Below are 14936 nucleotides of genomic sequence, written 5' to 3'. Positions count from 1 at the left end.
TCTGCTGGAGATGGCCGGTGAAAGCCCTCGACGAACTGACCTTCGACAATCGCTTCGCACGCCTGGGCGACGCGTTCTCAACCCACGTCCTGCCCGAGCCCCTCGACGAACCGCGCCTGGTCGTGGCGAGCGACGCCGCCATGGCCCTGCTCGACCTCGACCCGGCCGTGGCCGAAACGCCGGTGTTCGCCGAACTGTTCGGCGGCCACAAGCTGTGGGCCGAAGCCGAACCGCGGGCGATGGTGTATTCCGGGCATCAGTTCGGCTCCTACAACCCGCAGTTGGGCGATGGCCGTGGCTTGCTGCTCGGCGAGGTGTATAACCGCGCCGGCGAACACTGGGACTTGCACCTCAAGGGCGCCGGGCAGACGCCGTACTCGCGGATGGGCGATGGCCGCGCCGTGCTGCGCTCTTCGATTCGGGAGTTTCTGGCATCAGAAGCCCTGCATGCATTGAACATCCCTAGCAGCCGGGCGCTGTGTGTGATCGGCTCGAGCACCCCGGTTTGGCGCGAGAAGCAGGAACGCGGGGCGATGGTGTTGCGCCTGGCCCGTAGCCATGTGCGCTTCGGCCATTTCGAGTACTTCTACTACACCCAGAAGCCCGAGCAGCAGGCGGCACTGGCCGAACACGTGTTGAAGCTGCACTTCCCCGAGTGCCGGGAACAGCCCGAACCGTACCTGGCGATGTTCCGCGAAGTCGTCGAACGCAACGCCGCACTGATCGCCAAATGGCAGGCCTATGGCTTCTGCCACGGGGTGATGAACACCGACAACATGTCGATCCTCGGCATCACCTTCGATTTCGGGCCGTTTGCGTTTCTCGACGATTTTGACGCGCACTTCGTCTGCAACCATTCCGATCATGAAGGGCGCTACTCCTTCAGCAATCAGGTGCCGATCGGGCAGTGGAACCTCAGCGCGCTGGCGCAGGCGCTCACACCGTTTATCAGCGTCGACGCCTTGAAGGAAACCCTCGGCCTGTACCTGCCGCTGTACCAGGCGCACTACCTGGACCTGATGCGCCGCCGGTTGGGGCTGACCAGCGCCGAAGACGATGACCAGAAACTGCTGGAGCGCCTGCTGCAATTGATGCAGAACAGCGGCGTGGACTACACGCTGTTCTTCCGCCACCTGGGCGATGAACCGGCGGCGCTCGCAGTGGCGCGGTTGCGCGACGAGTTTGTCGACAGGAACGGCTTCGATGCCTGGGCAGACGCGTACAAGGCCCGCGTGGCGCGCGATGGAGAGTACAGCGAAGAACAGCGCCGAGCACGGATGCATGCGGTCAACCCGCTGTACATCCTGCGCAACTACCTCGCACAGAACGCCATCAGCGCCGCCGAGTCGGGGGATTACAGCGAAGTGCGGCGGCTGCACGAGGTGTTGCGCAAACCGTTCGAGGAGCAGGCCGGAATGGAGCAGTACGCGCAGCGGCCGCCGGATTGGGGCAAGCATTTGGAGATCAGTTGTTCATCTTAAGAATGACATCGACAACAAATCGCCCATCACCCTGGTCGTGATCAGATGAACATGTCCACCGGCACCTTGAAGAACTCCGCCAGCCAACGAATCTGTCGCACGTTGAGCTGGCGTTTTCCACTGAGGATTTCCGAGACAACCGATTGAGCACCAACACCTGGCAAATCACTCTGCGTCAAACCGTGCTCCTGCATCATCGATCGCAATACGTCGACACCGCTCGCCTCTGGCACTGGCCAATGCTCCAAGTCATACGCCTCGACCCAATCACCGATGATATCGACCACCCCCATCAACGGGTGCGCTTCGTCTTCCCCGACGATATCCAACAATTCGTCGAGCGCTTCCACCAAGACGTCATAGTCAGCCTCCGTTTTAGGCTTACGCAACAGGGGCGATATGAATTGCCAATGCTCGGCTACTTGCTCGATCAGTACACTCATTTTCCAGTTACTCCTTCCATTTACCCTTGTCGTATTCCCGGTGGTCCAGAACATGCCGGATATAAAGGCGTTGCATTCGGTAGCGCACAGCCGCAATGAGTCTTAGCTTGTTGCCACCAATATTGAAGACGTGCAGCACGCCCACCTTATCCACCGCGGGGAAGACCGATCTCAACGCCGCAAAGTCCTCAGGACTGATGACTTTTATTTTCCGATACCACTCATCCAACGCACTGGCTGAATGGGGCCATTTTTCCTTGGCATTTCGGATTTGCTTCGCACTAATCACTCGCATGCAACATCCCTATCGCATCTTGCTATGAAGGTTAAACCCGACCGCCAATTATCGCAATTTGCTATAACCGCGAACGGACCAATGGTGCTATGTCGAACAAGCCCTCAAAGCCTAGATAGCCACGCGCAAATCAACCCAGGCGAATCTGTGAACATATGCGTCGCCACCCTCGATCTTGATAAAACCTATGCCCGACTCCAAATAGGATCTATTGGCCAGTCTCAAAGGAGCGCCACCATGTCCAACCCTCTCGTCATTCCCTGCCCGCACTGCAACGGCCTCAATCGCATCCCCGGCGAACGCCTGGGCGATGCGCCGAAGTGCGGGCGCTGCAAGCAGCCGGTGCTGCTGAACAAACCTTTTGAACTGAAACAGGGCGACTACGCCAGCCAGATCAAGGGCGACCTGCCGTTGCTGGTGGATGTGTGGGCCGATTGGTGCGGGCCGTGTAAGTCGTTCGCGCCCATCTTCGAGCAGGCCGCCGCGCAGTTGGAAGGCAAGTGCCGGCTGGCCAAGCTCGACAGCGAGGCCAATCAGCAGTTGTCGGCGCAGCTGGGGATTCGCTCGATTCCCAGTTTGATTCTGTTCAAGAACGGCCGCGAAGTGGCGCGTCAGAGTGGGGCGTTTCCGTTGCCGCAGTTGATGAGCTGGTTGCGCAGCCAAGGGGTCTAGTGTGGGAGGGAGCTCGCTCCCGATGACGGTGTATCAATCAGCTTATGTTGCGCCTGACCCACCGTCATCGGGAGCAAGTCCCTTCCCACATCGGTTTTGTGTGGTGCTTTAGGTCAGGCGTTTTCCAGCAGGTTATGCAACTCCACAAACTGCTGCGTCAGCTTGTGCCGTGGGTCCAGGTGGATCAGCGGCTTGTTCTGCTGGTGCGACTCACGCATGCGTACCGAACTCGCCAGGTACACCGGCAGCACCGGCAAGCCTTCGGCAATCAACTCATCGAGCATCTGCTGCGGCAAGCTCGCCCGCGCCTGGAACTGGTTGACCACGATGCCTTCGACTTCCAGGCCTTCGTTGTGGTCTTCCTTCAATTCTTCGATTTCCGCCAGCAGGCCATACAGCGCCTGGCGCGAGAAACTGTCGCAATCGAAGGGGATCAACACACGATCAGCAGCAATCAGCGCCGAAACCGCATAAAAATTCAACGCTGGTGGGGTATCCAGGTAAATCCGGTCGTAGTCTTCGCTCAGTTCATCCAGCAGCTTTCGCAGCTTGTTGATCTTGTGCTTGGCTTCGAGCTTGGGCTGCAAGTCCGCCAGCTCAGCGGTGGCGGTGATCACGTGCAGGTTGTCGAAGGGCGTTTCGTAGATATCCACCCGGTTTTTCTTGGCGAACGGCCCGGAAGACAGGGTTTGCTTGAAGAACTCGGCAATACCCATCGGTATATCGTCGCCGGTCAGCCCGGTGAGGTACTGAGTAGAGTTGGCTTGTGCATCGAGGTCCACCAACAGGGTTCGATAACCTTCACTGGCGCTGACCGCCGCCAGGTTGCAGGCGATGCTGGACTTGCCAACCCCGCCTTTTTGATTGAACACCACGCGCCGCATGGAAAAACCTCCGTGTACCAATGAATGCCCGAGTGTAGAGGGCAAAAGCGCCGGTTAGCTACCTCGTTCATCCATGCACTGCTGCATTAATGGTCCGGGCTAGCATCTAACGTACAAATGAAAAGGAACAGTCCGACAATCCAGCTCGGTTCTCAGTGAAGGACAATCTGTAAATCTTCCCCAGCAAATTGTAATCGGCCGTGAACAAATATTTACCAAAGTTTGCTAGAACCCCACAGCACCGGGATAATGCGCGCCATTCGGCTGCTGCTCCCTGTCCCGGTATTCGGGGCCAGTGGCCGCGCATGGAAGCCCGCAGGGGCGGGATATCTTCTCAGTGATCAATTTCAATATCAGCCAATGGCGCGCCTGGGCTCCGGGCCTCGAAAGTGCGGACGACTGGCGCGCCTGGTGCCAGGCGCCAGTGTTGCTACCCGCCAGCGAAGCCTCCCCCGACGTCTCGTTTTTACCGGCCATGCAGCGCCGCCGCCTGAGCCGTCTGGCGCGCATGGCTTTCAGCGTGGGCTGGCCGCTGGCCGAGGGCCTGCAAGACCTGCCGCTGGTGTTCGTTTCCCGCCACGGCGAAACCCCGCGCACCCTCGACATCCTCAGCGACCTGGCCAACGACCAGCCGCTGTCGCCGACCCAGTTCAGCCTGTCGGTGCATAACGCGGTGATTGGCCTGTGGTCGATCCTGCGCAATGAAACCAGCGAAATGACCGCCCTCGCCGCCGCCGGCGATGGCCTGGAACACGGCATGCTCGAAGCGGCGGCCCTGCTCAACGAAGGCGCCCCGGCGGTATTGCTGGTGATCAGCGAGGAACAGCCCCCCGAGGCCTACGCCAACTGGATCCACGACGTGCCCTTCCCCTACGCCCTCGGCCTGTTACTGACGCCGGGCGACGAGTGGCAACTGGAACTGCACACCGGCACTGTCCAACACACTCACACCCAGTGGCCTCATGCCCTGAACCTGCTACGCACCCTGTTGACCGAACAGGGCGCCTGCCAACACGCCTGGAAGAACCGCGTATGGAACTGGCAACGCAAGCCCTGAACGACAAGCCACGGGACGCCTACTACTGGCGCCTGTTCGCCACCGCCGCCAGCTTCGCGCTGTTTGGCGTCGGCGGGCTGTGCCTGCGCTTACTGGTGTTTCCGTTGCTCAATTGCCTGCCGGGGACTGCCAGCCAGCACCAACGGCGCGCGCGGCATACCATCAGTCGCCTGTTCTGGTTGTTCATTCGGTGGATGCAGCGCCTGGGCATCCTCACGTTCAGCGTCGACGGCGCCGACAAACTCGGGCGCCCCGGCCAGATGATCGTCGCCAACCACCCGTCACTGATCGACGTGGTGTTCCTGATCGGCCTGATGCGCCAGACCAACTGCGTGGTCAAGCAGAGCCTGTTTCAAAACCCGTTCACCCGTGGGCCGGTGCGCGATGCCGGCTACATCAGCAATGACGGCAGCGCGGACATGCTCGACGCCGCCGCCGATGCGCTGCGCGAAGGTCAGACCCTGATCATCTTTCCAGAAGGCACCCGCACCACACCCGGCGCGGCGCCTGCCTTTCATCGCGGCGGCGCCGCGATTGCGTTGCGTGGTGCGACAATCATTACCCCCGTGGTAATCAAGGTCAGCCCCTCCACCCTGACCAAGGCCGAACCCTGGTATCGCATTCCCAAACGCCGCTTTCACTTCAGTTTACGGGTGGGTGCCGATATAGAACCACAAGCGTTCGCCGCACTCGGCCCCGCGCCCCAGGCCTCACGCAAGCTCAACGATTACCTGCATCACTATTTTATTAAGGAGCTCGCCGAAGATGAGCAACTCAAACAGCCTTGAGCACGACATAAAGACGCTGATCATCGAGGCCCTGGGCCTGGAAGATATCAGCGTCGACGACATCAACAGCGACCAAACCCTGTTCGGCGAAGGCCTCGGCCTGGACTCAGTCGACGCCCTGGAACTGGGCCTGGCGATCCAGAAAAAGTACGGCATCAAGATCGATGCCGACGCCAAGGACACCCGCAATCACTTCACCAACGTGGCCAGCCTTGCGGCGTTCGTCACGGCCAAACAGGCAGCTTGAGACCGTACCATGCAAACTCGTGACGATATTTTCAACACCCTGCGCGCTGCCTTGGTGGAACTGTTTGAACTGGAACCTGAACGCATCACCCTCGAAGCCAACCTGTACCAGGACCTGGAAATCGACAGCATCGACGCCGTGGACCTGATCGACCACATCAAACGCCAGACCGGCAAAAAAATCGCCGCCGAAGAGTTCAAGACTGTGCGTACCGTGAACGACGTGGTTGAGGCGGTGTACCGTCTGGTCCAACCGGCCGCATGAGCCGGCTGATCGGCCTTGGCCTGTTGCTGGCGGGGTTGCTGTACCCTTTCGCGGTGTATTACGGCACCGAGCACTTTGCACCGTGGCAATTCGGCCTGCTGCTCGGCAGCCTGTGGTTGCTGCGCGCGCTCACGGGTGCGCGGCGCCCCGGCAGCCGCTGGATGGCGGTGGCGATCATCCTGTTCTGCTTGGCCCTGGCCTGGTTCGACAACCCGCACCTGCTGCGCTGGTACCCGAGCCTGGTCAGCGCGTTCATGTTGGCGCTGTTCGGCCTGAGCCTGAAATACGGCCCGCCGATGGTCGAGCGCCTGGCACGCATGACCGACCCGCAACTGCCGCCGAAAGCCATTGTGTATACGCGCCAGGTCACCGTGGTGTGGAGCGTGTTTTTTCTGTGTAATGGCCTGCTGGCCGCCGCCCTCACCCTGTGGGCGCCGCTGAGCTGGTGGACGTTGTACAACGGCCTGATCGCCTACGGGCTGATGGGGCTGTTGTTTGCCGTGGAATGGCTGGTACGACAAAGGGTTCGAGGCCGCGTATGAATGGGTTGAAACTTGAGCACCTGCTGCTTGAGCCGTTGGAACAGCGCTTGGTCACTACCGAGCCTGCGATGAATCACGCCCAGCTGTGGGAGCAATCCCTGCGCCTGGCGGCAGGCCTGCACGCGCGCGGTATCCAGCGCGTGGCGGTGCATCTGGAAGACGCCGGCCTGCTGGCGATCGCCCTGCTGGGGGCCTGGCGCGCCGGGGTCGGCGTGTTGCTGCCCGCAGACCTGCAACCGCAGACTCGCCAACGCTGGGCCGACGCCGTCGACACCTGGCTGACCGACGCCGCAGACCTGGACGCGTTGTATCAGGCGCCGTTGAGCCCGGCCGCCCTCGACCTGGATGCGTGCCAATTGAGCCTGTGTACCTCCGGCTCCAGCGGCGAACCCAAGCGCATCGACAAGACCCTGCGCCAACTGGCCAACGAGGTGCAGGCCCTGGAAACGCTGTGGGGCGCGGACCTCAACGACGCCTGCATCATCGGCAGCGTCGCCACCCAACACATCTACGGCTTGTTGTTCCGCGTGCTGTGGCCGTTGTGCGCCGGCCGCAGCTTCGTGCGCCGCCAGCTGGCCTTCCCGGAGGATTTGCAGCGCGCCAGCCGCGAGCACCCACGGTTCGCCTGGGTCGCCAGCCCGGCGCTGCTCAAGCGGATGGGCGACAACCTCGACTGGCCGGCCCTGAGCCGAGTGTCGCGGGTGTTCTCCTCCGGCGGCGCCTTGCCCCTCGACGCGGCCGCCAGCCTGTACGAACGCTTGCAACAATGGCCGACGGAAATCCTCGGCAGCTCGGAAACCGGCGGCATTGCCTGGCGCCAAGGCGCGCAGCCGTGGCAGCCGTTCGCCGGGGTAGAACTGAGCCAGGACGCCGACGGTGCCCTGCGCATTGCCTCGCCGTACCTGCCCGCCGGGCATATCGAACAGACCGCCGACGCCGCCCGCCTGCATGCCGACGGCCGCTTCGAGCTGCTCGGGCGCCTGGATCGCATCGTCAAACTGGAAGAAAAACGTATCTCCCTGCCCATGCTCGAACAGGCCCTGATGGCGCACCCCTGGGTCGCCGAAACGCGCCTGGGCGTGGTCCAGGAAAACCGCGCCAGCCTCGGCGCCCTCGTGGTGCTGAGCACCGACGGCCTGCATGCCCTGCGCAACCAGGGCCGGCGCACCGTCACGCAAACCCTGCGCCAACACTTGAGCCAGCACTGCGAAGCCCTGGCCCTGCCGCGTCGCTGGCGTTTACTGCGACAGTTGCCGCTGAACAGCCAAGGCAAGCTGCCCCAGGCCGAGATCGAAGCGCTGCTGCTGGCGCCCCGGCCGAAAGCCCCGGAGGTGCTGGAGCAAGTCGAAGCCGATGGCGAATGGACCTTGCAACTGAGCATCCCGCCGGACCTGGCCTACTTCAGCGGCCACTTCCCGGTGACGCCGGTGCTGCCGGGCGTGGTGCAGGTCGAGTGGGCGTTCAACCTCGGCCAGCAACTGCTCGACCTGCCGGCGACCTTTGCCGGCATGGAAGTGCTCAAGTTCCAGCAACTGGTGCGCCCCGGCGACCACGTCGAACTGCACCTGCGCTTCGACCCGCAACGCGGCAAGCTGTATTTCGCCTACCGCAACGGCGTCGCAGCCTGCTCCAGTGGCCGGATTCAACTGGAGCCTGCGCATGCATAACCCCTGCGCCCTGATCCCGGTCTACAACCATGAAACCGCCGTGCCGGCCGTGGTCCACAGCCTGCTCGACAGCGGCCTGCCATGCCTGTTGGTGGACGATGGCAGCAGCCCGGCGTGCGCGGCGGTGCTGGCGCAATTGGCGACCCTCGACAACGTCAGCCTGCTCACCCTGCCGAACAACCAAGGCAAGGGCAGCGCGGTGATGGCCGGCTTTCGCGAAGCGGCGCGCCTGGGCTTCACCCATGCCCTGCAAGTGGACGCCGACGGCCAACATGACCTGCGCGAAGTCGAGAGCTTCATCGACACCTCGCGCCGACACCCCACGGCGGTGATCTGCGGCTACCCCGAATACGACGACAGCGTGCCCAAGGGCCGCCTGTACGCACGCTACCTGACCCACGTGTGGGTGTGGATCAACACACTGTCGCTGCAGATTCGCGATTCGATGTGCGGCTTTCGCGTGTACCCGCTGGGGCCGACCCTGGCCCTGATGGACTCGGCCTACATCGGCACCCACATGGATTTCGACTCGGACATCCTGGTGCGCCTGGCCTGGCGCAACCAGCCGATGCGCTGGCTGCCGACGAAGGTGCATTACCCCGCCGACGGCCTGTCGCACTTCCGCCTGTTCCGCGACAACGTGCGTATCTCGGCCATGCACACCCGGCTGTTCTTCGGCATGTTGGTGCGCGCACCGATGATTCTGTGGCGACGGTGGCAGGCATGAGCGACAGCAGCAAACACTGGGCCGACCGCGAAGAGTGTGGCAGTTTCTGGCTGATGAAACTCACCGCAGTCGCCGCCAGGCTGCTCGGGCGCCGGCTGTTGAGCCCGCTGCTGTACGGCATCGTGCTGTACTTCTTCCTGTTCGGCCGCACCGCGCGCCAGAGCACCTGGCAATACCAGCAGCGTCTGGCGCAATGGAGCGGCCGCGATGAGCTGCGCCCGACCCTGCGCAAAGTCTTCGGCCAGTTCATGGCATTTGCCGATGCGCTGCTGGACAAGCTCGACGTGTGGAACGGCAAGCTGCGCATCGAGCAGATCGAAATCCACGACCCGGCGCAATTGCGTGGGCAACTGCGCGGCGAACGCGGGCAGATGCTGGTGGGCGCGCACCTGGGCAACCTCGAAGTGTGCCGCGCGCTCGCGGAGATCGGCGAAAAAGTCACCATGAACGTGCTGGTCCACACCAAGCACGCCGAACGCTTCAACCGCCTGCTGGGCGAAGCCGGCGCGACCCATTTGCGCCTGATCCAGGTCAGCGAGCTGGACCCGGCCACCATGCTGCTGCTCAGCCAGCGCCTGGACGACGGCGAATGGCTGGCGATTGCCGGCGACCGCGTGCCACTGCACGGCGGGCGCACGGTGCGCGTGGACTTCCTCGGCCATGACGCCGCCTTCCCCCAGGGCCCCTGGCTGCTGGCTGGCCTGCTGAAATGCCCGGTCAACCTGCTGATGTGCCTCAAGCACCAGGGCCGCTATCGCCTGAGCATCGAACCGTTTGCCCAACTGATCGAATGGAAACGCAGCACCCGCGAGCAGGTCATCGCCCTGTGGACCGCACGCTACGCCGCACGCCTGGGCCAGTTCTGCCTGGAAGCGCCCCAACAATGGTTCAACTTTTACCCTTTCTGGAAGACCGATGACGACGCATCTTGAGCCGGTAACGTTTGGCGAACGCGCTTTGCGCATTGAAGACGTATTGGCCCTGGCCAATCGTCAGGCGCCCACGCACTTGCAGGATGATGCCGCGTATCGCCAGCGCATCGCCAAGGGCGCGCAGTTCCTCGACTCGCTGCTGGACAAGGAAGGCGTGATCTACGGCGTGACCACCGGCTATGGCGACTCGTGCGTGGTGGCGGTGCCGTTGCAGCACGTCGAAGCCCTGCCGCGGCACCTGTACACCTTCCACGGTTGCGGCCTGGGCAAGTTGCTCGACGCGCAAGCCACCCGCGCCGTGCTCGCGGCGCGTTTGCAGTCGCTGTGCCACGGCGTGTCCGGGGTGCGCGTGGAACTGCTCGAACGCCTGCACGCGTTCCTCGAACACGACGTGCTGCCGCTGATCCCGGAAGAAGGCTCGGTGGGCGCCAGCGGCGACCTGACGCCGCTGTCCTACGTGGCCGCGACGCTCTCCGGCGAACGCGACGTGCTGTTCCGTGGCGAACGCCGCCAGGCCATCGACGTCCACCGCGAACTGGGCTGGGAGCCGCTGGTCCTGCGGCCCAAGGAAGCCCTCGCACTGATGAACGGCACCGCCGTGATGACCGGCCTCGCCTGCCTGGCCTTCGCCCGCGCCGATTACCTGCTGCAATTGGCCACGCGCATCACCGCGCTGAACGTGGTGGCGCTGCAAGGCAACCCGGAACACTTCGACGAGCGCCTGTTCGCCGCCAAGCCGCACCCTGGGCAGATGCAAGTCGCCGCGTGGTTGCGCCAGGACCTCGCCATCGATGCGCCGACTGCGCCGCTGCACCGTTTGCAGGACCGCTACTCGCTGCGTTGCGCGCCCCACGTTCTCGGCGTGCTGGCCGACAGCCTGAACTGGCTGCGCTCGTTCATCGAGATCGAACTCAACAGCGCCAACGACAATCCGATCATCGACGCCGAAGCAGAGCGCGTGCTGCACGGCGGGCACTTCTACGGCGGGCACATCGCCTTCGCCATGGACAGCCTCAAGACCCTGGTGGCCAACGTCGCCGACCTGCTCGACCGCCAACTCGCCCTGCTGGTGGACGTGCGTTACAACCACGGCCTGCCGAGCAACCTGTCCGGCGCCCCGGCCGACCGCGCAATGATCAACCACGGCTTCAAGGCAGTGCAGATCGGCACCAGCGCCTGGACCGCCGAAGCGCTGAAAAACACCATGCCGGCCAGCGTATTTTCACGCTCCACCGAGTGCCACAACCAGGACAAAGTGAGCATGGGCACCATCGCCGCCCGCGATGCGATCCGTGTGCTGGAGCTGACCGAACAGGTCGCCGCCGCCACCCTGCTCGCCGCCAACCAGGGCGTGTGGCTGCGCGCCCAGGCCGCCGAGGCGCGCCCGTTGCCGCCGGCGTTGGCAGCGATGCACAGCGAACTGGCCAAGGACTTCCCGCCGGTGATCGAAGACCGCGCCCTCGAAGGCGAGCTGCGCCTGTGCCTGCAACGCATCGCCGAGCAACACTGGAGGCTGCATGCGTAGCCCGGGCGTACTGCATTGCGACACTGAAATCCTCGTGCCGTTTTTCGACATCGACACCATGAACGTGGTCTGGCACGGGCACTACGTGAAGTACCTGGAAATCGCCCGCTGCGCCCTGCTCGACAAGATCGGCCATAACTACGCGGCGATGCTCGAGTCGGGCTACGCCTGGCCGGTGATCGACATGCAACTGCGCTATGTGCGCGGCGCCACCTTCGGCCAGACGCTCAACGTGCGCGCCAGCCTGGTGGAGTGGGAGAACCGTTTGAAGGTCAACTACCTGATCACCGACCGCACCAGCGGCGAACGCCTGACCCGTGCCAGCACGGTACAAGTAGCGGTACAAATCGCCAGCCGCGAGATGCAACTGGCGTCCCCTACCGTCTTCATCGACGCGATCGAAAGGGCCCTGAAATGCTGACCCCTGTAGGAGCGAGCTTGCTCGCGAAGATCGTCAACGATAACGCTGGCCACCTGACACCCCGCGGCGCCCTCAGGTTTTTCGCGAGCAAGCTCGCTCCTACAGTGTTCGCGTTGTTTGGTTTTTCGGCGGCGGCCCATGGGTTCGACTTACAGCAACTGAGCGATCAGTTGGCCAAACCCAGCGTGATCCACGGCAGCTTCATCCAGGAAAAACACCTGCGCGCCCTGCCGCAGCCCTTGGTCAGCAAAGGCACCTTCGTCCTGGCCAAAGACCACGGCCTGCTGTGGCTGCTCAAAACCCCGCTGCAACAGGATTACCGCATCAGTACCCAAGGCATTGCGCGGCGTGACGCCAACGGCTGGCAGACGCTGCCGAACAAGAGCGCCGGGGCCGAGCAGAACCGCCTGTTCCTCGCCGTGCTGCAGGGCGACAGCAGCGGCTTGCAGCGTGACTTCGACCTGCAACTGCAGGGTGAAGCCGAGCAGTGGCAGTTGACGCTGACCCCGCGCTCGCTGCTGCTCAAGCAAGTGTTCAAGCAGATCAATATCGATGGCGGCACGCTGGTCCACAGCATCGAACTGCTGGAAACCCAGGGCGACAGCACTGTGCTGCGCATGCAGGACAGCAGCGCCGACCTTCCCCTGAGCGATGCGGAGCAACACGACTTTGCCCAGTGAGCGTTTAATGCCGCGCCTGTTCCTGACCCTGCTGGTGGCCGTGCTGGCCCTGGCCGGCTGGCAATGGCGCGATGGCGCGCCGTTGTCGGCCAACCTGATGGAACTGGTGCCGGGCAACACGCCGGACGCCCTCGAACTGCAAGCCGAACAGCGCATGCAGGAACCGTTGAACCGCGAAATCCTGGTCCTCGTGGGGCACGCCGACCGCCAGCAAGCGGTCAACGTGGCCGAGCAACTGGGCGCGCGCTGGCAAGCCAGCGGCCTGTTTGAAAAGGTCCAATGGAACCTGCAAGCCGACCTGCCGGCACTGCGCGCGCAATTGTTGCGCGGGCGTTTGTCGATGCTCGCGGCCAAGGACCGCGAGCAACTGATCGACCACCCCGACGCCTTCATCCAGCAGCGCGTGCAAGCGCTGTTCGACCCGTTCACCGGGTTCAGCCTGGTGCCGAGCCAGGACGACTGGCTGGGCCTGACCGGACGCATTCAGAACAGCCAGCCGCAGAGCGGCGCGGTGCAATTGGATATCGGCAGCGGCGCATTGATTGCCGATGCCGACGGCGAGAGCTGGGTGCTGTTGCGTGCGCGCACCACCGGCAATGCCTTCGATATGAAACTGCCGCTGCAGGTCGCGGACCTGCTCCAGGCCAGCCGCGCCCAGGCCACCGAGCACGGTGCGCAACTGCTCGCGGCCAGCGGTTTGCTCTACGCTGCCAGCGGGCAACAGCAAGCCAGCCGCGAAATCACCTGGGTCGGCGGCGGCGCCACCCTCGGCATTCTGCTGCTGTTGCTCCTGGCGTTCCGCCGCTGGCGCGTGCTGCTGGCCTTCGTGCCGGTGATGGTGGGCATGCTGTTCGGCGCGGTGGCCTGTGTGGCGCTGTTCGGGCATATGCATGTGATGACGCTGGTGCTCGGCTCCAGCCTGATCGGCGTGGCGGTGGACTACCCGCTGCACTATTTGTCGAAAAGCTGGAGCCTGCAGCCGTGGCGCAGTTGGCCGGCGTTGCGCCTGACCCTGCCGGGCCTGAGCCTGAGCCTGGCGACCAGTTGCATCGGTTACCTGGCGCTGGCCTGGACGCCGTTCCCGGCGCTGACCCAGATCGCCGTATTCTCCGCTGCCGGCCTGGTCGGTGCGTACCTGTCGGCCGTGTGCCTGTTGCCGGCGCTGCTCCAGGGTGTCGACCTGCGCCCGGCGCAATGGCCGTTGCGCATCGCCGAGCGCCTGTGGCTGATGCGTTCCGGGTTGATCAAGCGCGTGCCGAGCGCGGTGCTGCTGGTGTGGGTGCTGCTGTTTTGCGCCGGCGGCTTGTGGCAGTTGAACAGTAAAAACGATCTGCGCCAGTGGATCGGCGCCCCGCCGCAATTACTGCAGGAAGCCCAGGCCGTGGCGCGGATCACCGGGTTCCAACCCACCAGCCAGTTCTTCCTGGTGCGCGCCGACAATCAGCAGCAGTTGCTGGAACGCCAGGCCGCCCTGGGCCAGCGCCTGGAACAGTTGGTGAATATGGACAAGCTCCAGGGTTATCTGGCGCTGAACCAGCTGGTCAACCTGCCCGCCGAGCAACAACAGCTGCGCGAGGCGCTGAATGCACTTCCCGCGCACTGGCAACCGCTGCTCGACCTCGGCGTGCCCGTCGGCGCGCTGCAAGCCGAAGTCGCTCAACTGCAAGCGCTGCCCACCCAAGACATCGACGCTGCGCTGCTCGGGCCACTGGCCGAACCCTGGCGCACCCTGTGGCTGGGCCCGGTCGACGGCGGTGTGGCAGCCATGATCAGCCTGCAAGGCTTGAGCGACCCGGCGCTGCTGCAGGTGCAGGCCGCGGATTTGCCGGGGGTGCAACTGGTGGATCGCCTGGGGGAGTTGAACCGGGTGTTCGCCGCCACGCAGATCAGCGCGGCTGAATTGAAGTTGATGTCGTGCGGGCTGATCGTGCTGTTGCTGATCGTGCCCTTCGGCTTTGGTGGCGCGCTGCGCATCGTCGCCCTGCCGTTGCTGGCCGCGCTGTGCAGCCTGGCCAGCCTCGGTTGGCTGGGCCAGCCGCTGACGCTGTTCAGCCTGTTCGGCCTGCTGCTGGTCACCGCCATCAGCGTCGACTACGCGATCCTGATGCGTGAACAGATCGGCGGGCCTGCGGTCAGCTTATTAGGAACACTGCTGGCGGCACTGACGACCTGGTTGTCGTTCGGCCTGCTGGCGCTGTCGAGTACACCCGCGGTGAGTAATTTCGGCCTGTCGGTCAGCCTGGGCCTGGCCTTCAGCTTTATGCTGGCGCCCTGGGCCGGCCGACAGAAGCACGCCTCATGAATGTGATTA

General features: G+C 63.7%; 17 protein-coding genes. 14 read left to right on the top strand and 3 right to left on the bottom strand.

Features of this window, described 5'->3' with window-relative positions:
- Positions 1–17: 17 nt before the first annotated feature.
- Positions 18–1481, top strand: coding sequence for a protein adenylyltransferase SelO (selO, locus tag MOQ67_RS03360; protein WP_169884401.1), 1464 nt, complete (start codon positions 18–20; stop codon positions 1479–1481).
- A gap of 41 nt (positions 1482–1522) precedes the next feature.
- Here the strand turns inward: selO and MOQ67_RS03355 are convergent, their stop codons facing one another.
- Complete coding sequence (locus tag MOQ67_RS03355) at positions 1523–1924, bottom strand: helix-turn-helix domain-containing protein (protein ID WP_198718327.1); 402 nt, start codon at positions 1922–1924, stop codon at positions 1523–1525.
- Positions 1925–1931: 7 nt separating this feature from the next.
- Positions 1932–2219 (bottom strand): type II toxin-antitoxin system HigB family toxin, encoded by a 288-nt coding sequence (locus MOQ67_RS03350; RefSeq protein WP_198718326.1) that lies wholly within the window; start codon positions 2217–2219, stop codon positions 1932–1934.
- A 237-nt stretch (positions 2220–2456) separates the two neighbouring features.
- On the opposite strand from MOQ67_RS03350, the gene trxC reads away from it, so the two are divergent.
- Positions 2457–2891 carry a thioredoxin TrxC gene (gene trxC, locus MOQ67_RS03345; protein WP_017849828.1) on the top strand — a complete coding sequence of 145 codons (435 nt, stop codon included), beginning with the start codon at positions 2457–2459 and terminating at the stop codon, positions 2889–2891.
- Positions 2892–3004: 113 nt separating this feature from the next.
- On the opposite strand, the gene MOQ67_RS03340 is transcribed toward trxC, so the two are convergent.
- Positions 3005–3775 (bottom strand): ParA family protein, encoded by a 771-nt coding sequence (locus MOQ67_RS03340; protein ID WP_017849829.1) that lies wholly within the window; start codon positions 3773–3775, stop codon positions 3005–3007.
- A 337-nt stretch (positions 3776–4112) separates the two neighbouring features.
- On the opposite strand from MOQ67_RS03340, the gene MOQ67_RS03335 reads away from it, so the two are divergent.
- Genes MOQ67_RS03335 through MOQ67_RS03280 form a run of 12 tightly spaced genes read left to right on the top strand, consistent with a single transcriptional unit; the run spans position 4113 to position 14927 of the window.
- Complete coding sequence (locus MOQ67_RS03335; RefSeq protein WP_017849830.1) at positions 4113–4832, top strand: beta-ketoacyl synthase chain length factor; 720 nt, start codon at positions 4113–4115, stop codon at positions 4830–4832.
- Positions 4808–5620 (top strand): lysophospholipid acyltransferase family protein, encoded by an 813-nt coding sequence (locus tag MOQ67_RS03330; protein WP_198718325.1) that lies wholly within the window; start codon positions 4808–4810, stop codon positions 5618–5620. The genes MOQ67_RS03335 and MOQ67_RS03330 overlap by 25 nt, the downstream gene beginning before the upstream one ends.
- Complete coding sequence (locus tag MOQ67_RS03325; RefSeq protein ID WP_102617199.1) at positions 5598–5867, top strand: phosphopantetheine-binding protein; 270 nt, start codon at positions 5598–5600, stop codon at positions 5865–5867. The genes MOQ67_RS03330 and MOQ67_RS03325 overlap by 23 nt, the downstream gene beginning before the upstream one ends.
- Before the next feature lie 9 nt (positions 5868–5876).
- Complete coding sequence (locus MOQ67_RS03320; protein WP_198718324.1) at positions 5877–6131, top strand: acyl carrier protein; 255 nt, start codon at positions 5877–5879, stop codon at positions 6129–6131.
- Positions 6128–6673: a COG4648 family protein gene (locus MOQ67_RS03315; RefSeq protein ID WP_017849834.1), complete on the top strand. Its 546-nt coding sequence runs from the start codon at positions 6128–6130 to the stop codon at positions 6671–6673. The genes MOQ67_RS03320 and MOQ67_RS03315 overlap by 4 nt, the downstream gene beginning before the upstream one ends.
- Complete coding sequence (locus MOQ67_RS03310; RefSeq protein WP_198718323.1) at positions 6670–8340, top strand: acyl-CoA synthetase family protein; 1671 nt, start codon at positions 6670–6672, stop codon at positions 8338–8340. The genes MOQ67_RS03315 and MOQ67_RS03310 overlap by 4 nt, the downstream gene beginning before the upstream one ends.
- Positions 8333–9067: a glycosyltransferase family 2 protein gene (locus MOQ67_RS03305; RefSeq protein WP_079442695.1), complete on the top strand. Its 735-nt coding sequence runs from the start codon at positions 8333–8335 to the stop codon at positions 9065–9067. The genes MOQ67_RS03310 and MOQ67_RS03305 overlap by 8 nt, the downstream gene beginning before the upstream one ends.
- A complete protein-coding gene (locus tag MOQ67_RS03300) occupies positions 9064–9999 on the top strand; it encodes an LpxL/LpxP family acyltransferase (RefSeq protein ID WP_198718322.1) in 936 nt (311 codons plus the stop codon). Before MOQ67_RS03305 ends, MOQ67_RS03300 begins: the two co-directional genes overlap by 4 nt.
- Complete coding sequence (locus MOQ67_RS03295) at positions 9983–11524, top strand: HAL/PAL/TAL family ammonia-lyase (protein ID WP_079442693.1); 1542 nt, start codon at positions 9983–9985, stop codon at positions 11522–11524. Before MOQ67_RS03300 ends, MOQ67_RS03295 begins: the two co-directional genes overlap by 17 nt.
- Positions 11517–11945: an acyl-CoA thioesterase gene (locus tag MOQ67_RS03290; RefSeq protein ID WP_079442692.1), complete on the top strand. Its 429-nt coding sequence runs from the start codon at positions 11517–11519 to the stop codon at positions 11943–11945. Before MOQ67_RS03295 ends, MOQ67_RS03290 begins: the two co-directional genes overlap by 8 nt.
- Positions 11939–12625, top strand: coding sequence for an outer membrane lipoprotein carrier protein LolA (locus MOQ67_RS03285; RefSeq protein ID WP_046490798.1), 687 nt, complete (start codon positions 11939–11941; stop codon positions 12623–12625). The genes MOQ67_RS03290 and MOQ67_RS03285 overlap by 7 nt, the downstream gene beginning before the upstream one ends.
- On the top strand, positions 12597–14927 hold the full coding sequence (locus MOQ67_RS03280; RefSeq protein ID WP_198718321.1) for an MMPL family transporter: 2331 nt from the start codon (positions 12597–12599) through the stop codon (positions 14925–14927). Before MOQ67_RS03285 ends, MOQ67_RS03280 begins: the two co-directional genes overlap by 29 nt.
- The last annotated feature ends 9 nt before the right edge of the window (positions 14928–14936 follow it).

The organism is Pseudomonas sp. LY-1, assembly GCF_053502595.1.
Note: the sequence above shows the minus strand (reverse complement) of the source record. Positions and strands in the feature narration are given on the sequence as shown.